This window comes from Actinophytocola sp. NPDC049390 (assembly GCF_044466355.1).
Classification (GTDB): Bacteria; Actinomycetota; Actinomycetes; order Mycobacteriales; family Pseudonocardiaceae; genus Actinophytocola.
Genome location: NZ_JBITMQ010000001.1, coordinates 275,252 through 294,141 on the forward strand (window position 1 = coordinate 275,252; position 18,890 = coordinate 294,141).

The 18,890-nt window shown below is 70.5% G+C and carries 22 protein-coding genes and 2 pseudogenes; 14 read left to right on the forward strand and 10 right to left on the reverse strand.

What is annotated here, in order from left to right:
- The first annotated feature begins 4 nt into the window (after positions 1–4).
- From ACIBVP_RS01165 to ACIBVP_RS01185, 5 genes are all read left to right on the forward strand, one after another.
- Positions 5–1,576: a putative glycoside hydrolase gene (locus ACIBVP_RS01165; RefSeq protein ID WP_396103919.1), complete on the forward strand. Its 1,572-nt coding sequence runs from the start codon at positions 5–7 to the stop codon at positions 1,574–1,576.
- A 312-nt stretch (positions 1,577–1,888) separates the two neighbouring features.
- On the forward strand, positions 1,889–2,248 hold the full coding sequence (locus ACIBVP_RS01170; RefSeq protein WP_396103920.1) for a hypothetical protein: 360 nt from the start codon (positions 1,889–1,891) through the stop codon (positions 2,246–2,248).
- Positions 2,249–2,316: 68 nt separating this feature from the next.
- Positions 2,317–2,667 (forward strand): hypothetical protein, encoded by a 351-nt coding sequence (locus tag ACIBVP_RS01175; protein WP_396103921.1) that lies wholly within the window; start codon positions 2,317–2,319, stop codon positions 2,665–2,667.
- A 114-nt stretch (positions 2,668–2,781) separates the two neighbouring features.
- A complete protein-coding gene (locus ACIBVP_RS01180) occupies positions 2,782–3,522 on the forward strand; it encodes a hypothetical protein (protein WP_396103922.1) in 741 nt (246 codons plus the stop codon).
- A gap of 251 nt (positions 3,523–3,773) precedes the next feature.
- Positions 3,774–4,319: an RNA polymerase sigma factor gene (locus tag ACIBVP_RS01185; RefSeq protein ID WP_396103923.1), complete on the forward strand. Its 546-nt coding sequence runs from the start codon at positions 3,774–3,776 to the stop codon at positions 4,317–4,319.
- Here ACIBVP_RS01185 and ACIBVP_RS01190 read toward each other — a convergent pair.
- Both ACIBVP_RS01190 and ACIBVP_RS01195 read right to left on the reverse strand, forming a co-directional pair.
- Positions 4,316–4,633 (reverse strand): LuxR C-terminal-related transcriptional regulator, encoded by a 318-nt coding sequence (locus tag ACIBVP_RS01190; RefSeq protein ID WP_396103924.1) that lies wholly within the window; start codon positions 4,631–4,633, stop codon positions 4,316–4,318. The genes ACIBVP_RS01185 and ACIBVP_RS01190 overlap by 4 nt on opposite strands.
- Before the next feature lie 67 nt (positions 4,634–4,700).
- Positions 4,701–5,660, reverse strand: a complete 960-nt coding sequence (locus ACIBVP_RS01195; protein ID WP_396103925.1) for a hypothetical protein — start codon at positions 5,658–5,660, stop codon at positions 4,701–4,703.
- Positions 5,661–6,303: 643 nt separating this feature from the next.
- Here ACIBVP_RS01195 and ACIBVP_RS01200 point away from each other — a divergent pair.
- Positions 6,304–6,636, forward strand: a complete 333-nt coding sequence (locus ACIBVP_RS01200; RefSeq protein WP_396103926.1) for an STAS domain-containing protein — start codon at positions 6,304–6,306, stop codon at positions 6,634–6,636.
- A 137-nt stretch (positions 6,637–6,773) separates the two neighbouring features.
- Here ACIBVP_RS01200 and ACIBVP_RS01205 read toward each other — a convergent pair whose 3' ends face one another.
- Positions 6,774–7,049 (reverse strand): WGxxGxxG family protein, encoded by a 276-nt coding sequence (locus ACIBVP_RS01205; protein ID WP_396103927.1) that lies wholly within the window; start codon positions 7,047–7,049, stop codon positions 6,774–6,776.
- On the reverse strand, positions 7,046–7,366 hold the full coding sequence (locus ACIBVP_RS01210; protein ID WP_396103928.1) for a PRC-barrel domain-containing protein: 321 nt from the start codon (positions 7,364–7,366) through the stop codon (positions 7,046–7,048). Before ACIBVP_RS01210 ends, ACIBVP_RS01205 begins: the two co-directional genes overlap by 4 nt.
- A gap of 211 nt (positions 7,367–7,577) precedes the next feature.
- Between ACIBVP_RS01210 and ACIBVP_RS01215 the strand changes: the two genes are divergently transcribed.
- Positions 7,578–8,495 (forward strand): universal stress protein, encoded by a 918-nt coding sequence (locus ACIBVP_RS01215; protein ID WP_396103929.1) that lies wholly within the window; start codon positions 7,578–7,580, stop codon positions 8,493–8,495.
- A 7-nt stretch (positions 8,496–8,502) separates the two neighbouring features.
- Here the strand turns inward: ACIBVP_RS01215 and ACIBVP_RS01220 are convergent.
- The 3 genes and pseudogenes from ACIBVP_RS01220 to ACIBVP_RS01230 form a co-directional block, all read right to left on the reverse strand.
- Positions 8,503–9,057 (reverse strand): annotated as a pseudogene (locus ACIBVP_RS01220) (amidase family protein); the annotation flags it as partial.
- Positions 9,058–9,059: 2 nt separating this feature from the next.
- A pseudogene (locus tag ACIBVP_RS01225) lies at positions 9,060–9,227 on the reverse strand (DUF1989 domain-containing protein); the annotation flags it as partial.
- Positions 9,228–9,355: 128 nt separating this feature from the next.
- On the reverse strand, positions 9,356–10,087 hold the full coding sequence (locus ACIBVP_RS01230) for an SDR family NAD(P)-dependent oxidoreductase (RefSeq protein ID WP_396103930.1): 732 nt from the start codon (positions 10,085–10,087) through the stop codon (positions 9,356–9,358).
- 72 nt (positions 10,088–10,159) lie between these two features.
- Between ACIBVP_RS01230 and ACIBVP_RS01235 the strand changes: the two genes are divergently transcribed.
- Complete coding sequence (locus ACIBVP_RS01235) at positions 10,160–10,795, forward strand: TetR/AcrR family transcriptional regulator (protein ID WP_396103931.1); 636 nt, start codon at positions 10,160–10,162, stop codon at positions 10,793–10,795.
- Positions 10,796–10,913: 118 nt separating this feature from the next.
- Positions 10,914–14,228, forward strand: coding sequence for a S8 family serine peptidase (locus ACIBVP_RS01240; RefSeq protein WP_396103932.1), 3,315 nt, complete (start codon positions 10,914–10,916; stop codon positions 14,226–14,228).
- Between the two features lie 76 nt (positions 14,229–14,304).
- On the opposite strand, the gene ACIBVP_RS01245 is transcribed toward ACIBVP_RS01240, so the two are convergent.
- On the reverse strand, positions 14,305–15,048 hold the full coding sequence (locus ACIBVP_RS01245; protein WP_396103933.1) for an SDR family oxidoreductase: 744 nt from the start codon (positions 15,046–15,048) through the stop codon (positions 14,305–14,307).
- Positions 15,049–15,109: 61 nt separating this feature from the next.
- Entirely contained in the window at positions 15,110–15,469 is a 360-nt protein-coding gene (locus tag ACIBVP_RS01250; RefSeq protein ID WP_396103934.1) for a MerR family transcriptional regulator, read from the reverse strand.
- Between the two features lie 55 nt (positions 15,470–15,524).
- Between ACIBVP_RS01250 and ACIBVP_RS01255 the strand changes: the two genes are divergently transcribed.
- From ACIBVP_RS01255 to ACIBVP_RS01275, 5 genes are all read left to right on the forward strand, one after another.
- Positions 15,525–16,391 (forward strand): polysaccharide deacetylase family protein, encoded by an 867-nt coding sequence (locus ACIBVP_RS01255; protein WP_396103935.1) that lies wholly within the window; start codon positions 15,525–15,527, stop codon positions 16,389–16,391.
- Positions 16,392–16,460: 69 nt separating this feature from the next.
- Entirely contained in the window at positions 16,461–16,958 is a 498-nt protein-coding gene (locus tag ACIBVP_RS01260) for a hypothetical protein (protein ID WP_396103936.1), read from the forward strand.
- Between the two features lie 299 nt (positions 16,959–17,257).
- Positions 17,258–17,926 carry a DNA-binding response regulator gene (locus tag ACIBVP_RS01265; protein WP_396103937.1) on the forward strand — a complete coding sequence of 223 codons (669 nt, stop codon included), beginning with the start codon at positions 17,258–17,260 and terminating at the stop codon, positions 17,924–17,926.
- Positions 17,923–18,063: a hypothetical protein gene (locus tag ACIBVP_RS01270; protein ID WP_396103938.1), complete on the forward strand. Its 141-nt coding sequence runs from the start codon at positions 17,923–17,925 to the stop codon at positions 18,061–18,063. Before ACIBVP_RS01265 ends, ACIBVP_RS01270 begins: the two co-directional genes overlap by 4 nt.
- Positions 18,060–18,353 (forward strand): WhiB family transcriptional regulator, encoded by a 294-nt coding sequence (locus ACIBVP_RS01275; RefSeq protein WP_396103939.1) that lies wholly within the window; start codon positions 18,060–18,062, stop codon positions 18,351–18,353. The genes ACIBVP_RS01270 and ACIBVP_RS01275 overlap by 4 nt, the downstream gene beginning before the upstream one ends.
- On the opposite strand, the gene ACIBVP_RS01280 is transcribed toward ACIBVP_RS01275, so the two are convergent.
- Entirely contained in the window at positions 18,343–18,813 is a 471-nt protein-coding gene (locus ACIBVP_RS01280) for a hypothetical protein (RefSeq protein WP_396103940.1), read from the reverse strand. The genes ACIBVP_RS01275 and ACIBVP_RS01280 overlap by 11 nt on opposite strands.
- Positions 18,814–18,890: the final 77 nt, after the last annotated feature.

Below are 18,890 nucleotides of genomic sequence, written 5' to 3' on the forward strand. Positions count from 1 at the left end.
TGGCATGACGGTTCGATGGCGACGGGGCCGGGTTGTCGCGTTGGTGGGCGCGTGCGTGTTCGCCGCGTCGGCGGTGGTCGCCGTCCCCGTCCTGCGGGACCTGGCAGGCGGTCTGGCCTTCACGGGTGTCGCGCAGGACGTGGCGGTCACTCCTGACGGGCTGGCGGAACTCGGTGTCACCGCGTCGTCGGAGGCGGACCTGTCCGGGGTGTCCGTGTTCGTGGACGGCGAACCCGTCCCGGTCCGCAGGAGCGGGAACCGGCTGGTCCTCACGGACACCGACCTGAACGACGGTACCCACACGCTCACCGCGCGCCGGGCGCGCTGGCTGCTGCCGGACGACGAGGTCACGCGCACGATCACGGTCGACGGCACGCCACCGCGCCTGACCGTCGACGAGACGGCGGTGACGGACCTCCGCGCGCGGTTCACCCTGAAAGGCAGGGCGGTCGGCGCGACCGCGGTGACCGTCGACCACCGCCCCGCCGACCTCGACGACGACGGCACCTTCGCCGTCTCCATGCCGTCCGTGCCCACGACCGTGCACGTCGTCGCACGCGACGAGGCCGGGAACAACAGCGCGCGGGAACACGCGGTCGCCGTCCGGCACCCGGGCATGCGGGCGGTGCACATGTCCGCGCTGGGCTGGTCGTCACGGGCCCTGCGAGAACCGGTGCTCGCGATGGCCGCCGACGGGCGCATCGACACCGTGCAGCTCGACATCAAGGACGAGGCCGGTGAGATCGGCTACCGGTCGCGGATCCCGCTGGCGCGACGGATCGGCGCCACCCGCGACCACTACGACGCGAAGGCCGTCGTCGACCAGCTGCACGCGGCCGGCATCCGCGTGGTCGGCAGGCTCGTCGCGTTCCGCGATCCCATCCTGGCCCAGGCGTCCTGGCGGGCCGGTGAGAAGAACCGCGTCCTGCAGACCACCGGCGGACAGCCCTGGTCCGGCTCCTACGGCGAGTACGCGTTCACGAACTTCGCCGACCCCGAGGTGGTCGACTACAACGTGGCACTCGCCGAGGAGGCCGCGGAGCTGGGCTTCGACGACATCCTGTACGACTACGTGCGCAGGCCGGAGGGCGCGTTGTCCCGGATGCGGATCCCGGGGCTGCGGGGCACCCCGGAGCAGGCGATCGTGGCGTTCCTCGCCAAGACCCGCGCCGCGGTGCGTGGCCACGGCACGTTCCTGGGCGCCTCGGTGTTCGGCATCGCCGCCCAACGTCCCACGGCGATCGCCCAGGACATCCCGGCGATGGCGAAGCACGTGGACTACGTGTCTCCGATGGTCTACCCGTCCCACTGGGGGCCCGGCGAGTACGGCGTCGCGCATCCGGAGAAACAGCCGTACGACATCACGGCCCGATCGGTCGCGGCGTTCGTCCGGCAGGTCCGCGGCACCGACGCGCAGGTGATCCCGTGGCTCCAGGCGTTCAGCCTGGCCCACCCGTACGGCACGGCCGAGGTGGTGGCACAGGTCCGCGCCGCCGCGAAGGCCGGTGCGTCGTCGTTCCTGCTCTGGGACCCCGCGTGCCGGTACACGCCCGCCGCGCCTCCACCGAGGGGCTGAACCTCGTCAGCCACGGCGGCGAAACCCGCCGACGGCAAAAGGATCCGACCGCCGCCCGCTATACCACCCGGGATTTCCGAACCACTTCCGGGGGCTCAGAAGTGCACTAAACCACCCATACAGGTGACGAAGTCGCTCCGCTGCGTACATGAATCGGCATCCAGTGACATGAAAAAGAAATCAACGAAGGATAACAACACCCAGAAGCATTGCCGAAGTGGAATGACGTAACGCCGTCGCGCTAGTGTCGCATCCGGTCGAAAGCAAGATCGACCTGAAAATTGATCGCGCAATCAAACGAGGGAATTTTCGATGTTGAAGAAGGCAGCTTTCGTAGTGGCCGGTGCGGCCGCCGGGATGATGATGATGAGCGGGTTCGCCGCCGCGGAAGGGTCGGGCGACCCGGACTGGGGCCACGGCCACGGCGGCGGCAACGACCAGATCGGTCTGGTCAACCTCAACAACCTGGACCTGCTGCACAACGTGAACGCCGCCGTGGGCGTGTGTGACAACAACGTCAACGTCCTCGGCATCCAGGTGCCGATCGAGAACGCCCTGAACGGTGTCGGCGTGCCGATCCTGTCGCCCGGCGAGCACGACGCCGAGGCCGCCTCGCCGTACAACTGCGCGTCGGCGAGCCTGAACGACGGCGGTTCCATCCAGGACAACTGACGCTTCGGCGTCGGGGTTCTCCCCGTCGGCAGAGCAATCTGCCGCCCACCAACGAGAGGTAAGTCTTCGTGTTGAAAAAGCTCATCGTCGGCGCCGCCGCCGTCGCCGCCGGTGTCATCCCCTTCAGCGGCGTCGCGGCAGCCGACAGCGGCCTGCCCTTCGCGAACGACCGTGACGGCGACGGCGAAGTCGGCCTGGTCAACCTCAACAACGTTGACGGGCTGCACAACGTCAGTGGCACGGTCGGCATCTGCGACAACAACGTCAACGTGCTCGGCGTGCAGGTTCCGGTCGAGGACGTCGGCAACGGGATCGGTGTGCCGGTGGCATCGCCCGGTGCCAGCGACGCGCAGAGCGCTGCACCGGAGAACTGTGCCGCAGTGGACGGGTCCAGCGGTGGCTCGGTCCAGGAGGGCTGAGGCCGTTTCGGACGGCTGACGGTATAGGACCCCCTTGGGGTGGGTGGAGGCAGGACCGGTCACGGCTGGTCCTGCCTCGTCGGTTGAAGCGAAGTGAGAGACGAAGGAAGCCTTGTGCCAAAGGACGTTCTCGATGGCTTCACGCCGTCGTTCCCCACCCGGTTCCGTGGCTACGACCGCGATGCCGTCGACCACGAGGTGCGCGAGCTGCGCAGCGCGCTCCGCTACGCACACGAGGAGCGCGACCGTGCGGTGACACGGGCGCTCGCGCTCGAGACGACCGGTGGTCAGGACACCGCGTCGGCGTCCACCACGGTGCAGTGGCTGATCGACAGCGCGGAACAGGACGCCGCACGCATCCGTGCCGAGGCGGAGGAAGCCGCCCAGCAGTTCACCGAGCAGGCGGAGGATCAACTGCGCCGGAGGGTGGAACTGGTGGAGGAGGCACAGCGCGAGGCCGACACGTGCCGGGCGCTGGCCGCCGAGGAAGCACGGCAGATCGTCCACGACGCGTTGGACAAGGCGAGCGCCTTGCTCCGCGGTCTGCAGGAGAGCGAGGCGTCGCTGCGGGAGATGTTCGGCAGCGGCGGGCTGCACCACCGTATGCCACCACCGCGCCGGTCCGATGAGCAACAGTGGGGTCAGCACGCCACGGCGCCGTTGCCTGCGCCGGAATCGGTCGAGCGCCCGGGCCAGCACGCCGCGGCACCGCTGCCCTCGCCGGAGCCGCTGTCGGACCCCGTGGTGGAACCTCTGCCGGCACCTCTGTCGGCACCGCCCACGCCCGCCGCGGCGGGCGTGCCGCAGCACGTGCCCGCGGTGCCGCCGGTCGGCCCGGAGCCGCTGCGGCCCTGAGCGCCGCTGTCTGAAGTCGCCGTCCCGCGATCATCGTCTGAAGGTTATCGACCCGCGGTACGAAATTCGCGGTAGAGTATATTTCCCTGCAAGGAAGCCTCGGTAAAACAGCCTGCCGGGCGTTCGAACCGTCAAACCACCCGTCCGCCGGGTTGTGACCAGGGACGGGAAACCTGACCTGTCACAAACCACGAGAACTCGAGCGATTTTCGGGTTGGGCTCGGATGAGGACCGTGAGGACGAGCGCTCCAGTGAACTGGGAGCAGATCTACACCGAGTATCGCCCTGCGTTGATCGAAGTGGCGGCGCGTTGTCTGGGGCGGCGAGCCGACCGCGAGGCATCGGACATCGTCAACGAGGTGTTCGTCGAGGTGCTCAGCAACCCGCCCGCGGACGAGCCCGACTGGCGGGCGTTCCTGATCGACCTGATCACCAGCATGAGCGTGGCCGAGTGCGATCTTCCCGCCACCGCCGTCGACGACGACCACACGGAGCGCGAGTCCGACGAGGACACGGCCGCGATCGCCGTGCGCCGGGTCGCCGCATGCGAGATGCGGCACCGCATCCTGCGGGTGATGGGCTACATGACCGAGCGACAGCGGGAGATCACCCGGCTCCGCCTGTTCGAAGGGATGAGCGTGGGCGAGATCGCCGCCGCGATGAACACGTCGTCGTCCAACATCTCGCAGATCGTGATCCGGTGCCTGACGAAGCTGCAGCCGGTGCTCACCCAGTTCGACACCCTGGACCAGCACGACCTCGAGCAGGTCCGCCCGCCCCGCAGGCCCATCCACTAACCGCGGCAGTCACACGACGGGGTCCGCAGCAGAGCGCAGGTCGAGGAGTGGCGTTCCGCGATCTCACGGCGGAGCCGCGCCGCGCGGTGGGTGTCCGCTTCGAGTAAGCCGAGGCGGACACTCGCCACGACCGTTTGGATCGCGGTCGTCGTGCCGAGGATCTCCGCCGCGCGGGCGAGGCGCATCGAGACCGCGCTCATGCTGATGTCGAGCCGCCGGGCGATCTGCTTCGTCCGCAGGCCGTCGGCCAGCAGGCGCACGACCGCCAGCTCCTTGTCCGAGAGAAGTGTCTGCGGGATGAGCGTGTGTGTCATGTTTCCTCCAATGGGGAAGGCGCCGACTCCGGGGGCACGGAGTCGGCGCCGGGCCTCACTTTTCTTGTCAGTCCAGATCGAACGCGGCGGATTCGACGTTCTCCGCCCACGCGCCGTCCTCACCGGCGGCCGCGGCCGAGTGCTCGTACATCGCACCCTCGACGTCGTCGGAGTCACCGTGGTGGTGGCCGCCGTCGCCTTCGTAGGCCGCGCTTTCGGTCGACTCGACGAACGCGCCGTCCTCGCCGGCCGCGGCGGTGGTTTCCTCGTGCCATGCCGCGGTGGCGTCACCGTGGTGGTGCCCGTTGTCGCCGTTGTCGCGGTTGTAGGCCGCGCTTTCGATCGACTCGACGTAGGCGGCGTCCTCGTCCGCCGCGGCGGTGGTCTCTTCGTGCCATGCCGCGGTGGCGTCACCGTGGTGGTCGCCGTGGTGGTCACCGTGGTCGTCGCTCTCGTAGGCGGCGCTTTCGGTCGACTCGACGTAGGCGCCGTCATCGCCGGCCGCGGCGGTGGTCTCTTCGTGCCACGCGGCGGTGGCGTCGCCGTGGTGGTCACCGTGGTGGTCGCCGTGGTGGTCGCCGTGGTGGTCGCCGTGGTGGTCGCCTTCGTGGGCGGCGCTCTCGGTTGACGCCGCGAACGCGCCGTCGTCGTCGGCTGCCGCGACGGATTCTTCGTGCCAGGCCGCGGTGTCGGCGCCGTGGCGGTCGCCGTGGTCGTCGCTCTCGTAGGCCGCGCTCTCGGTCGACTCGACGAACGCGCCGTCCCCGTCCGCCGCCGCGGTGGTCTCTTCGTGCCACGCGGCGGTGTGGTCGCCGTGATGGTCACCGTGGTGGTCGCCTGACACGGCACCGGACTCAGTGGTGGTCACCCACGCGCCGTCGTGGTCCGCGTACGCGACGACGTCCTCGTAGGTCGCACTCGTCATGTCGTCCGGTTCGTCGGCCGACGCGGTCAGCGGCGCCGCCGCCAGCACGAGCGGCATCGCGAGGGCCGCGACGAAAACGCCACGGCCAGCCAATTTGGGCATCACACAGTCTCCTTTCGAAAAGCTCTAGGGAAACGGTCCAAGCACCTGAAAGCTACCCACAGATCACCGCGATGACTTTCCTGTGGACCCGAAAGAAGCGATCGAATACCCGTTCGTGCCGTGTCGGCCCCCGACGGTGACCGCCGGGCAGGCGATATTCTCCCGGAATCGGGAAACCTCTGCTCGGCGGGGTTGTCGGTCGTGATGCTGGTCACGGCGGGAAAAAAATCCGGATCAAACCCCACTTTCCAGTGATTAATCCGGGCTGTGCACCCTGTTGACCGGCGGTATCGCATGCGGAGAAACGAAAACCGCTCGAGCGGGCGCGCTCTCGGCCATTCTGGTGGCGCGCTCACCACATGTGGCCGGATTCGCGGTGCGGACGGCGTCCGCGACGGCCTGTAATGACGCGAATCCGCTAATTCTCACAGGATCACGGTGACGTAGTGGGGTCGTCCATGACCATGATACCTCGGCACGTTGGCGCCATTCGCCGGTAACACGTGACGATAACGTCGAGTCTCGACGAGGTGATGTCGCTGCCGCTCCGCCGGTCCGGGTGGGATGTCGACAGGAAGAACGGCGACGGCGTCACCACAGGGTGCGCCGTCGCCGCTTTGCTGCTTCTGGAATTGGGAACCGCATGACAGAAAACGACTTCGACGTCTCGGTCACCCGGCACGCCGACGCGACGGTGCTGAACGTGCGTGGTGACGTGGACATGGTGACCGCACCTGTACTGCGGTCGACAATCGAAGAGGTCGCCAGGGCGGGACCGAAGCTGCTGGTCATCGACCTGATGGCGGTGACGTTCCTGTCGTCGGCGGGCCTGCTCGTGCTCGTCGAGACCGCCGAGGCGGGGCGGCCCGAGGTGCGGGTGGTGGGCACGGGGCGGGAATGTCTCCGCCCGATCCGCCTGACCGGCCTGGACACCGTGCTCTCGTTGCACGAAACGCTCGCGGACGCGCTGAGGTGAAGCGTTTGTTATTGCCAGGTCCGAAATGTTGCACAATGGTGTCTACGTCTTGTTTGGGCAGGTTCGCCCGGTATCCTGGAAAAGGGCCGGCCGCATGGACACTCCCTCCAGAACTCTCCACGATGCGGCCGGTCTTCTCATCGCTCGCGGTAGCGGGTCGCGGGCGGCGGATCAGCGGAGCCGACGCGATGTTCGGTCTTGCCGCGCTTGAGACCCATGAGCCCGGTCAGGCCGAGCAACCCCAGCAGGCCCCACAGGCCGTTGCCGCCGCCGTCGTCGTCTTCGTCCTGCTGTTGCGCGATGTCCACCTGACTGACCGCCGACGTCGCGGCCGTCGTCGTGGTCACCGGTCCCACGAGAATCGCGCAGCTCGCCACGAGCGTCGCGATCGTTTTGTACACAAGGGATTTCACTGTTCTACCTCCGTTCGGTAGTAGGCGCGCAGCACGTCCTGCTCGACCGCCTCCATCGTGTCGCCGACCGGGTGCACGCGCGGTGCGCCGTCCACCACCTGCTTGGGGATCGAGGCGGCGACGTGGTCGGGCAGCCGCACCACCGCGCCGGTCGGCACGAACGAGTGGTGCCTGCCGAGGAACCCCGTGTCGACGCAGATCCACGTCGGAGTCCCGGTGTGCTCGTCGGCCCAGATCTCCCGCACCTTGCCGATTTTCTCGCCGTGCGAATCGCGCACGACGAGCCCGCACATCTCCTCGTCGTAGACTTTCATCATGTCGTCCTCCCGTGAATGTTCGGACATCACGTGGTTGCCCCTTGATCGCGCGAGCGAACGACGGTAGGTGCGAGTTCACCCGATCCGGGGTGCGAGTTCCTTGTAATGGCACGACTGTGTTATTTGAGCGGGGGCGCGACTACTCTCGCGGGCCGACGGACGTGACTACCCCGCCTCGAACGGGGTACCCGTGCCGACGGAGGTTGTAGCCATGTCAGAACCGGCACTGGAGCCCCAGGTGGTGGCGGGTTTCGACGGCTCCGAGCACGCGCGGCTGGCGGCCCTGTGGGCGGCCCGGGAGGCCGCGTGCCGCGGGAGCGGTCTCGTCGTGGTCGAGGTGGTGGACTGGCCGGTCACCGGGACGCTGCCGCCGATGGCGACGACGATGCCACCGGGCGGCTCTCTTCTCGAGGAGCGGACGCTGCACGACCACGCCGAGCGCGGGCTCGCCGAGATCGAACGGGAGATACGGCGTAACCGGCCCGATCTGGAACTGCGCACGCGGGTCGAGTTCGGTCGCCCCGCCGAGGAACTGGCCCGGATCGCCCGCGCGGCCGACCTGGTGGTGATCGGCGCGTCGGGGCGGACCGCCCTGCCCAGGATGCTGCTCGGGTCGACCGCCGCCGCGTTGGTGCACACCTGTGACCGGCCGATCGTGGTGGTGCGGGGCACCGATGACCCGCCCGCGCACGCCGGCCGGGTGGTGGTGGGCGTGGACGGTTCCAGCACCAGCGCCAGAGGCATCGGGTTCGCCTTCGACTTCGCCGCGCGGCACGGCGGCGAACTGGTGGCCGTGCACGCCTGGTCGGACCTGCCGATGGACGCGCTGGAACCGGTGCGGGTGTGGGACCAGGACATGGCGGAGGTGCGCCGGGAGGGCGATCGGCTGCTCGCCGAGGCGCTGTCCGCCGACGCGGAGCGCTATCCCGGCGTCTCCGTGCACCGCGTGGTCAGCTTCGACCGGCCCGCGCACGCGTTGATGGAACAGGCCGAGGGCGCCGCGCTGCTGGTGGTCGGCAGCCACGGCCGCGGCGCGGTCCGCAGCGTGCTGGTCGGCTCGGTCAGCCACGCGGTGACCTACCACGCGCCGTGCCCGGTCGCCGTCGTGCGCCGGGAGGACCAGCACTGAGTGGCGGTCAGGTCCGGGTGAGCGGCCGTGCCGCGTCCAGCACCCGGCGGTCCTGTCCGGCAACGCCCGAGAGCTGGAGGCTCGCGGGTCGCTCGGCGGTGCCGGTCGGGATGACCAGGCTGGGTGCGTCGAGGTAACTCAGCACTATCGTGAGCGCCAGGGCACGAGCGTTCAGCTCGTCGTGCGCCTCCGCGGATACGCGTACGTCCTCGTGGGCGGGGGCGTCGATCTCGACCACGGGGCTCAGCAGCAGCGCGTCCCCCAGCTCGCGGCGGAACTGGCGCCGCAGCAACGGCATGGCCTGGTAGAGCGCGTCGGCGGAGCCTTCGTGCAGGCGCGAACGCGCCCGTTCGAGGCGGCGCCGCACCTGAGGGCCGAGCAGGTCCGGCTGCTCAAGGCACGCCCCGTACGCCGCGAACGCCTCCGCTTCCACGATGTGCGCGTGACGCTGGTGCAGCCCGCGCGCCGCGTCGAGGGAGTCGATCTTCCGCTCGACGATCCAGTGGCCCGCCGCACGCAGCCGGGCCAGGTCGGCGTGGAACCGTTCCAGGACCCACGGGTGTGCGCGGCACTCAGGTGCTCGGCCGGGTCGGCGGAGACGAACGCGAAGAGGTCACCCACCTGCGCCCCCTCCGGAGTGCTCACCCGCACGAGGTCCCCGGCCCCGACGTGGACGGCCCGCCCCTGCCTGGCGGGCACGTCCACCCGCGTGATCACCGAGGTCAACTTCACAAGACCACTTCAGCACCCAAGGCGGCCCCAAGACCATGGAGGATCCCCCAGCAACAAAGCCCAGAAGTGGATGATCCACCAAACAGGACGAGGTCAGCCGGTCCGGCGAGGCCCCCCGTGCCGGGGAATCAGGCGTTAGTACCCCCATCGACAGTGATAGCGGCCCCGTTGACGTAACCCCCACCAGGCCCCGCGAGAAACGCGACAGTGCCCGCGATGTCAGCCGCGACGCCGAAATGGCCGAGCGGGATCAACGAGCGCTGGTGCCCGGCGGCGTCGCCGTCAGCCGGGTTCATGTCGGTATCAGTAGAACCGGGATGCACGACGTTCACAGTGATGCCGCGCGGCCCGACCTCACGCGCGAGCGCCTTGGTGAACCCGTCCAGCGCGGACTTGCTCATCGCGTACAGCGCCACCCCGGGGAACGGCACGCGCTGGGCCAGGTTGCTGCCGATGGACACGATCCGGCCACCGCCGACCATGTGCCGCACCGCGGCCTGGCTGGCGAGAAACGTCGCACGGGTGTGGATCGCGAGCGTCCGGTCGACCTCCTCGAGCGGAACGTCCTCGATCGCCCCGAACGGGAACACACCCGCGTTGTTGACGAGGATGTCGAGCCGGCCGAACTCGGCGACGGTCCGGTCGACGGCCCGTGTCACCGCGTCAGCGTCGGTGTTGTCGGCCTGGACCGCGAACGCACGTCCGCCGATCCGCTCGACCACCTCGTCCGCGCGGTCCTTCGCGCGGACGTACGTGATCGCCACGTCGGCACCCGACTCGGCCAGCCGCGATGCGATCGCGGCCCCTATACCCCGGCTGCCCCCGGTCACGAGCGCGGCCTTGCCTGCCAGTTCCCGCATAGTCCCTCATTTCTGTGTCGATCGGTACATAAATACAGTGCCCAGCGTGCCCTACCCTTGTCAAGGGTTTCCATGTCGCTCGATACAGAAATGGGGTGCGCGATGGCCGGCCGGGGCAGACCACGCACCTTCGACCGTGCGGAAGCGCTCGGCAGCGCCATGCGGGTCTTCTGGGAGCACGGGTACGAGGGCGCGGCGATGGCCGACCTCACCCGCGCCATGGGCATCAACTCCCCGAGCCTGTACGCCGCGTTCGGCTCGAAGGAGGAGCTGTTCCGCGAGGCCGTCGCGCTCTACGAACAGACCGAGGGCGCCGCGGCGATGACGGCGCTGTCCACCGGCGCCACCGCGCGGGAGGCGATCGCCGGGGCGCTGCGCGCGAACGCGTGCGCCTACACCGAGCCGGACAACCCGCGCGGCTGCATGATCGTCCTGGCCGCCACGACGTACACCGACCGCAGCGCGGCCCTGCGCGACCACCTGGCCGACCGGCGCAGGGGGATGGAACGCCTGTTCCAGGACCGCGTCGAACGCGGGATGGCCGAGGGCGACGTGCCACCCGGCACCGACGCGGTGCGCGTCGCGGCCTTCTACAACGCGGTCATGCAGGGCATGTCCGTGCAGGCGCGGGACGGCGCGGCGCGGGCCACGCTGCTCGCGGTGGCCGACCGTGCTCTCGCCGCGTGGGACGTGGTCGCCGCGGGGTGACCGGGTGGCGGATACTGGACATGGCGACAAGCCGCCATCACAGGACCGTTCCGCTGACCCCGCACTGTCCAGTAGTAACTGTCCCAACCGGACAGAGGGACAGGCGCGAGGGAGACGAATGAGACGGCCTTTGGCGATCGCGGCGGCCGTCACGGCCGTGGCGGCCCTGACGACAGCGGGGGCGACGGGCACACCGACGTCTGCCGCGGCACCGCGGCAGCAGAACGCACCGGCCGCCGAGGTGGTGACCCTCGTGACCGGCGACGTGGTGACCGTCGCACGCGGACCGGAAGGTGCCGCCCAGATCGACGTCGAGCCCGGGCCGGGGCGCGGCGAGGTGCGGTTCTCGACGGTCCGGCGCGACGGACAGCTCTCCGTCCTCCCGTCGGACGTCGAGCCGATGATCGTGGACGGGCGGGTCGATCCCCGGCTCTTCAACGTCACCCGGCTGCTCGAGTGGGGCTACGGCGACGCCGAGACGGACGCGATCCCCCTGATCGTCGAGCAGGGAGACGCGGACCGGCGCATCGCCGCGACCGAGGCCACCCGGCCGCTCGCGGCGCTGGGGATGACGGCGACGCGGGTCGCCAAGGACGACGCCACCACCGCGTGGCGGGACATGACGGCACCGCGTGCGCGGACCGCCGCCGTCACCCACGTCTGGCTGGACGGCAAGGTCGAGGCGAGCCTCGACCAGAGCACCGCGCAGATCGGGGCGCCCGCCGCGTGGCGGCGGGGGTACGACGGCAGCGGCGTGACCGTCGCCGTCCTCGACACCGGGTACGACCCCGGCCACCCGGACATCAAGAACGCGGTCACCACCGCGAAGAGCTTCACCGGCGCGGACTCGGCGGCCGACGGGCACGGCCACGGCACGCACGTCGCGTCGATCATCGCGGGCTCCGGCGCGGCCTCCGGCGGCAAGTACCGGGGCGTGGCTCCCGGGGCGCGGCTCGCGGTCGGCAAGGTGCTCGACGACGGGGGCTCCGGGGCGGAGTCCTGGATCCTGCAGGGCATGGCGTGGGCCGCCACGGAGACCGGTGCGGACATCGTCAACATGAGCCTCGGCGGGCCGGACGGCCCGGGCACCGACCCCATCGAGGCGGCCGTGAACCGGCTCACCGAGGAGACCGGGACGCTGTTCGTCGTGGCCGCGGGCAACTCCGGCAGCGAGCGGGGCACCATCAACTCGCCGGGTACCGCGGACGCGGCGCTGACCGTCGGCGCCGTCGACCGGTCCGACCAGCTCGCCCCCTTCTCCTCGCGCGGCCCGCGCCAGGACGACGACGCGATCAAGCCGGACGTCACCGCACCGGGTGTGGGCATCGTGGCGGCCCGCGCCGAGGGCACCTTCATGGGCAGGCCCGCGGGCGAGGACTACACGGCGGCGAACGGCACGTCCATGGCGGCGCCCCACGTGGCGGGAGCCGCCGCCGTGCTCGCGGAGCGGTACGCGTCCCGGCGGGTGCCGCTGTCGCCGGGGGAGCTGAAGGCCGCGCTCATGAGCACCGCCGAGCCGACCGACGGCGCCGACGTGTACGCGCAGGGCACCGGCCGCGTCGACCTCGACCGCGCCGTCCAGGGCGTCCGTGCGGACACGGGGAGCATCTCGGAGTTCCTGGAGTGGCCGCACGGACCTCGGCAGCGCGTCACCCGCACGGTCACCTACCACAACGACACGGGCAGGCCGGTGTTCCTGCGGCTCGGCACGGAGCTCACCGACGCCGAAGGCCGCCGCGCCCCCGGGAACCTGGTCGACGTGGGCCGCCGCGACCTGGTCGTGCCGCCGCGAGGGAAGCGGGCGGTGCCGGTGACCATCCGCGGTGACGTCCCGCCCGGCGCGTACACCGGCACGCTCACCGCCACCACCCGCGACGGCCGGACCAGCCTGCGGACCGCGCTCGCCGTCACCGTCGACACCGAGCGCTACCAGGTCACCGTCGACGTGGTCGACCGGGACGGGGCCCCGTCGGCTACGAGCAGCGCGGTCTCCTTCGTCAACCTCGCCACCGGGGAGTTCCTGCAGACCCGCACCAACCAGGGCGCCGGGGTCGTGCGGCTGCCACCCGGCGACTGGCACCTGCAGACCTACGTCGTCACCCCGGGCGGCACGCCGAGCGACATGACCATCGCCTCGGCCACGGTGTCGGTGGACGGCGCGCCGCGCTCGGTCACGATCGACGCCCGGCAGGCCAGGCACGTCGCGGTCGACGTCGGTGAGCCGGACGCCAAGCACCGCGGTCACTGGCTCGTCTACCAGTTCCGGGCGGGCGACAGCGACGTCAGCTTCGGCTACCTCGGCTACAACTGGGACGAGGGCTCCGTGCCGGAGAACCTGCCGTACGTGCTGCCGATCAGGCGGGACGGGCTGACGTTCTTCCACCAGTCGGTCTGGGTCAAGGCGAACGCGGAACCGACTCCGTACGTCTACCAGGTGGTCCGCCACCACACCGACGGTGTGCCAGAGGACCCGTCGGTGCGGGTGGACCGGACGCGGATGGCCAAGATCCGGGCGACCTACCGGTCCGGCAACACCGACATCCCGTGGTACGCCTACCTGGGCATGGGCCCGCTCGTCGCCGGGCTGGACACCGCCACCCCGCAGTTCCACTTCGCGGCGCCCGCGGTGATCGACCAGTACGTGACGCCGGGATACACGTGGCGGCGGTCGATGACGACGCCCTACCCCGCGGACTTCGGCGGCGGTGCCACCGTGGCGCCCGAGGTCACCCTCGGGGCCGGTGACGACCGCGAGGAGCTGTGGCACGGCGGGGTGATCGGGCCCGCCATGCACAACCCGGCGTCGGTCGCGACGCGGGACGGCGACAACCTGCGCTACACGCCCATGGACTACTTCGCCGACTCGACCCCGGGCCACTGGGGCAACGCGCACGCCGACGGGACCGTGACCCTCACGTACGGCGACGGGCGTCGCGAGGTCGTCGCCAGCGCGCCCTACAACCGGTTCCTCAGGCTCGCCGCCGCGTTGCCGGCGGAGGACCGGGAGTACACGCTCACCGTGCACGCCGACCGTTCGGCCTACTTCCCGAAGCAGGCCACCGGCACCGTCGTGGACACCGAGTGGCGGTTCCGGTCCACCCACACGGACGCCGCGACCGCACTGCCGCTGCTCGCCGTGCGGCTGGCGCCGCTCGGGCTGGACACGATGAACCGCGCCCAGGCCGGGGCCACCACCGAGATCCCGGTCCGGATCGAGGGCACCCCGTCCGGCAAGCGGCTCACGTCGATCGAGGCGTCCTTCGACGACGGCGTGACCTGGCGGACGGTCCCGGTGCGGGCCGACGGCGACGGCTGGCTCGCCACGGTGGACAACCCCGGCTCCGGGTTCGTCTCGTTGCGTGCCAAGGCCGCCGCCGACGGTGGCAGCGCGGTGACCCACACGTTCGTCCGCGCCTACGCCGTCGTCGGATGAGCGACGTGGGCGGTGGGCCGGGCAGGCCCACCGCCCACGCACCGGGTCACCACGGGGCGAGCGCGCTGACGACGGTTCACCAGGCGACGGGGCCGAGGCGGTCGACGAAGATCCCGGTCGGCCCGTCGGCGTCGAGCGTCGCGAGCCGCACGATCGAGTCGGTGCCTTCGGTGACGTTCAGCTGACCGGTGTGCCCGTTCATGTCGGTGGCGACGAACGTGTGGTTGGCGACCTCGCCGGGGGTGGTGAGGTTGAACTTGATCTCCGGGAGCGCCTGGGCATAGCGGACCGTGGTCATGTTCAGCGCCGCCTTGGACGAGCTGTAGGCCAGTTCGTGCATCCTCGAGACCGGCTGTTCCGGGTCGGTGACGACCGCGAAGGAACCGCCCGCGCTGGACACCATCACCACCCGAGGGTTGTCCGCCTTCCGCAGCAGGGGAAGGAACGCGTGCGTGACCCTGATCGGTCCGTACACGTTGGTGTCGTAGACACCGTGGATCTCGTCGGCCGTCGCGTCGGCGGGCGGGACGACCCGCCCCGGCGCGCCGGCGTTGTTGACCAGCACGTCCAGCTGGTCGGTGTGCTCGCGGACCAGCCGGACCGCCTCGGTCACCGACGCGTCCGAGGTCACGTCGAGCTGGACCAGCACCACGTCCGCGCCGCCTGCGGCCAGCTTGTCGGCGGCCGCCTGTCCCCGCCGCACGTCCCGCGAGCCGAGGAAGACCGTCCAGCCGAGGTCGCCGAGCCGCCTCGCCGTCTCGAAACCGAGTCCCTTGTTGCCACCGGTGATCAGGACCGAAGTCCGTTCCGTGCGTGTCATGCCCACCCGACGACGCGGCCCGAGCGGCGGTAACCGACTGTGAGCGGCGTCACCACCGGCGTTACTGCTCCTCGGCGGCCTTGATCACCTCGTCCAGGACCGCGCGCGAGGTGGCGAGGTCGGCCATCATCCGGTCGATGCGGTCGCGTTCGGCGACCAGGTCGTCGACCAGCCGCGGCGTCGCGACCGCCGACGGTCCACCGTCCGCGTCGCGCATGCACGGCAGCAGGCGCGCGATCGTCTTGCTGTGCAGCCCCGCGGCGAACAGCTCCTGGATCCGGATGACCCGGTCGACGGCGTGCTCCGGGTACGCGCGCTGACCGCCGGGCGTGCGGCCGGCCGTCAGGAGCCCCTGCTCCTCGTAGTACCGCAGCGACCGCTCGCTCACCCCGGTGCGCTGTGCCAGCGTCCCGATCCGCATCAGATCCTCCGCAGAGCTTGAACCTGACACTGATGTTAGGTCCTACCGTGCCGGCATGGAGAACACGCTCTTCGAGTACAGCCCCATCGTCGAACGCCCGGCCATCCGGTGGCCCGGCGGTGCGCGCGTCGCCGTCTACATAGGACTGAACATCGAACACTTCCTGCTGGACCGCCCGTCCACCAGCATCTGGCCGGGCACCGCCGACCTCGTGCCCGACGCGCTCAACTTCGGCTGGCGCGACTACGGCGTCCGCGTCGGCATCTGGCGGACCGTGCGGAGCATGGACCGGCACGGCTTCCGCGCCAGCGCCCTGCTCAACTCGGACGCCGCCCGCCGCTACCCGCGGATCGTGGCGGCGGGCGTGGCGCGGAACTGGGCATGGCTCGCCCACGGTCGCACGAACTCGGTGCCGCACGCGAACCTCGCCGAGGACGAGGAGCGCGCGGAGCTGACCGAGATCGTCGACACCATCGCGGCCGCCACCGGCGGACGGCCGCGCGGCTGGATGGGGCCCGGTCTCACCGAGACGGCGAACACCCCGCGCCTGCTCGCCGAGTTGGGGCTGGACTACGTCCTCGACTGGACGAACGACGACCAGCCGTACCCGCTGACCGTGCCCGGCATGATCAGCGTGCCGTACACAGTGGAGCTCAACGATCTCAGCCTGTTCGTCAGCAGGAGCACCACCGGACCGGAGTTCGTCCGGATCGTGCGGGACCAGTACGAGCAACTGAGTGCGGACGGCGGCGGGCGGGTCATGGCGCTGGCGCTGCACCCGTTCGTGATCGGGCAGGCGTTCCGGGCCAGGTACCTCGACGAGGCGCTCGAGTTCCTTGCGGCGCAACCGGATGCCTGGCTGACCACAAGCGACGAGATCGCCGCGCATTATCTGGCTGGGGGAAACCACCTTGTCGGGTGACAGTGAATTCCGTATCGGCGTGGTCTCGTAAGAGTAGAAACGAGATATCCGAATCGGAGGAGGAACGTCATGACGTCCACACCATACGGATCCGACGAGAACAGTGAGCGCGAGGACACGATGAACGGGGGCCAGGGCGGCTACGGAGACCAGTCCGAGGGCGGCGGCTACGGCGGCGGCGGAGAATCGGGAGGCGGAGAATCGGGAGGCGAAGGCTACGGCGGCGGCCAGTCCGAGGGCGGTGACTACGGCGGCGGTCAGTCCGAGGGCGGCGGCTTCGGTGGTGGCCAGTCCGAGGGCGGCGGCTTCGGCGGCGGTCAGTCCGAGGGCGGCGGCTTCGGCGGCGGTCAGTCCGAAGGTGGTGACAACGGCGGTTCCGAGGGCGGCTACGGCGGCGGATCGGACCGCGGTGACAGCTCTGGTGGTGGGTCGGACCGCGAGTCGGAGGGCGGTTACGGCGGCGCCGACCAGGGCGAGGGTTACGGGAACGAAGGCTCCGGCCGGTCCGAGGGCGGTGAAGGCTCCTCGGGCGGCGGCTACGGCCAGGAGTCCGAATCGAACTACTGAACGGCACAGCTGACGACGCCGAGGCCGGCCAGGTCCACACGCGGCCTGGCCGGCCTCGGCGTTGCGCGGCCCCCCGCCATGGGGTAACCCGCGACGTGTGGGTGGTCCATATCGGACCATGCGGATTCGGGGTCGCTCCGTGGGGCGTGCGGTGGCGCGTTCGCGAGGTCAGCGGCGGAACGAGGGTGGTCGGGCGCGACTGGACCATGCGAGTGTGATCGCCGTCACATAGACTCCTACGTCAGGTTCCCGGCCGTGCGACGTGTCGAGAACATCAGCGAGAAGCGGAGGGACCACCGATGACCACCGCACAGATGTTCGACCAGCGGCCACTTCGTCCCGGCGCGGACCAGGCGTGCGTGCACGTGTTCGCTCTGGCGGCGCACGCGCTCACCTGCTTCCGGCTCCGCCGCGCGGTCGAGGCGGGCGAGGACCTCGGCTGGCTCGGCTCGACCGACTCCGTGCAGACGGCCGGAACCGTGATCCGCACGGTCCGGCCCGACGTCCTCGTCCTGCACAACGTCCTCGATCCCGACGCCCGCCTCACCGAACACCTGACCGCGACGTGCCCCTGGCTCGCCGTCGTCGTGCTGGTCGAGGACCGCGGTCCGGCGGACCGGTACGCGAACGCCGGCGTGCAGGCGGTCCTGCCGGTCAACGCGCCACCCGCCGTGGTGGCCGCGAGCGTCCGCCTCGCGCACACGACGCGAGGGGGCCAGGCGCCGTACGCCACCGCGCGCGCCCAGGAGTCCGATCGGCTGTCCGGCCGCCAGCAGCAGATCCTGTCGCTGATCGCCGACGGCAACAGCTACGCCGAGGTCGGCAGGCTGCTGTTCATCTCGACGGAGACCGTGCGCACGCACGTCAAACAGATCCTGCGGCGGCTCAACGCGCGCGACCGCGCACACGCCGTCTCACTGGCCTACCAGGCCGGTCTGCTCGGCCGGTCCGGTCGAGCGCCGACATGACCATGACGATCGTGCTTGTCGCGATCCTGGCGGGGTACTTCGTGGTCGCATGGGTCGCTGACCGCAGGCGCGAGTCCCTCGCACGGGACCGCGACCGCACGCCGTCCGACAACCAGCACGAGGGAGGAAGCCCATGACGAACACGCGCAAGTTGCCGCGGCCGCACGCGGATGCCTGGGACTGGCAGCTGGAGGGCTCCTGCCGGGGCGTGAGCAGTGCGGTCTTCTTCCACCCCGAGCGGGAACGCGGGCCCGCCCGCGTCCGGCGGGAGGAAAGGGCCAAGGCGATCTGTGAGCAGTGCCCGGTCGTGGACAAGTGCCGCGACCACGCGCTCAGGGTGCGCGAACCGTACGGTGTCTGGGGCGGACTGTCCGAATCGGAACGCGAGACCATCATCCGGACGGGGCGGCGCGCGGTCAGGGTCTGACGCGCAGCCGGTAGGACCGCGTCGCCTCCGCGAACAGCGCGAGCACCACCACGCCGAGCACGCCGTGGTACCAGCGCCAGCCGACGCCCACGCCCACGAACCCGTCGACGATCATGACTCCGGCGCCGTAGCCGATGGTCGCCAGCAGGACGGTCAGCACGAGCAGCATGAGCGTTCTCGGCACCCGGCGCCCGAGCGGTGCGACCGTCAGCAGGACGAGGCACGCGCCCACCACGCCGGACGCGGCCGCGAACCACTGTGCGGGCGCGGGATCGAGGAAGTAGTCGCCGGTCTCGGCCGCCGAGACCGGCGGCCCGCCGGGGAAGCCGAGCCTGCCCTGCGCGGCGAACACCGCCTTGCCCACGGCGTACCCGAGGAACAGGACCGCCAGCACGCAGGCGGGCCACCGCCGTGGCCGGGCGAGCAGGTCCACCGGTGTGGCAACGGTTCTCACGTTCACGACGGGAACGGTAGAGGCCGCGCGCCGCGCGGCCGTCCCCAGTGAGAGGGAGGCGCGTCACCCCACAGAGGGATTCC

What these genes read in the sequence shown, in the direction of transcription:
- ACIBVP_RS01275 (WP_396103939.1), top strand. Translation starts at nt 18,060, where the DNA reads ATGACGAACACGCGCAAGTTGCCGCGGCCGCACGCGGATGCCTGGGAC.
- ACIBVP_RS01200 (WP_396103926.1), top strand. Translation starts at nt 6,304, where the DNA reads ATGACAGAAAACGACTTCGACGTCTCGGTCACCCGGCACGCCGACGCG.
- ACIBVP_RS01165 (WP_396103919.1), top strand. Translation starts at nt 5, where the DNA reads ATGACGGTTCGATGGCGACGGGGCCGGGTTGTCGCGTTGGTGGGCGCG.
- ACIBVP_RS01250 (WP_396103934.1), bottom strand. Translation starts at nt 15,469, where the DNA reads ATGCGGATCGGGACGCTGGCACAGCGCACCGGGGTGAGCGAGCGGTCG.
- ACIBVP_RS01210 (WP_396103928.1), bottom strand. Translation starts at nt 7,366, where the DNA reads ATGATGAAAGTCTACGACGAGGAGATGTGCGGGCTCGTCGTGCGCGAT.
- ACIBVP_RS01270 (WP_396103938.1), top strand. Translation starts at nt 17,923, where the DNA reads ATGACCATGACGATCGTGCTTGTCGCGATCCTGGCGGGGTACTTCGTG.
- ACIBVP_RS01255 (WP_396103935.1), top strand. Translation starts at nt 15,525, where the DNA reads ATGGAGAACACGCTCTTCGAGTACAGCCCCATCGTCGAACGCCCGGCC.
- ACIBVP_RS01230 (WP_396103930.1), bottom strand. Translation starts at nt 10,087, where the DNA reads ATGCGGGAACTGGCAGGCAAGGCCGCGCTCGTGACCGGGGGCAGCCGG.
- ACIBVP_RS01240 (WP_396103932.1), top strand. Translation starts at nt 10,914, where the DNA reads ATGAGACGGCCTTTGGCGATCGCGGCGGCCGTCACGGCCGTGGCGGCC.
- ACIBVP_RS01235 (WP_396103931.1), top strand. Translation starts at nt 10,160, where the DNA reads ATGTCGCTCGATACAGAAATGGGGTGCGCGATGGCCGGCCGGGGCAGA.
- ACIBVP_RS01190 (WP_396103924.1), bottom strand. Translation starts at nt 4,633, where the DNA reads ATGACACACACGCTCATCCCGCAGACACTTCTCTCGGACAAGGAGCTG.
- ACIBVP_RS01195 (WP_396103925.1), bottom strand. Translation starts at nt 5,660, where the DNA reads ATGCCCAAATTGGCTGGCCGTGGCGTTTTCGTCGCGGCCCTCGCGATG.
- ACIBVP_RS01215 (WP_396103929.1), top strand. Translation starts at nt 7,578, where the DNA reads ATGTCAGAACCGGCACTGGAGCCCCAGGTGGTGGCGGGTTTCGACGGC.
- ACIBVP_RS01170 (WP_396103920.1), top strand. Translation starts at nt 1,889, where the DNA reads ATGTTGAAGAAGGCAGCTTTCGTAGTGGCCGGTGCGGCCGCCGGGATG.
- ACIBVP_RS01260 (WP_396103936.1), top strand. Translation starts at nt 16,461, where the DNA reads ATGACGTCCACACCATACGGATCCGACGAGAACAGTGAGCGCGAGGAC.
- ACIBVP_RS01245 (WP_396103933.1), bottom strand. Translation starts at nt 15,048, where the DNA reads ATGACACGCACGGAACGGACTTCGGTCCTGATCACCGGTGGCAACAAG.
- ACIBVP_RS01265 (WP_396103937.1), top strand. Translation starts at nt 17,258, where the DNA reads ATGACCACCGCACAGATGTTCGACCAGCGGCCACTTCGTCCCGGCGCG.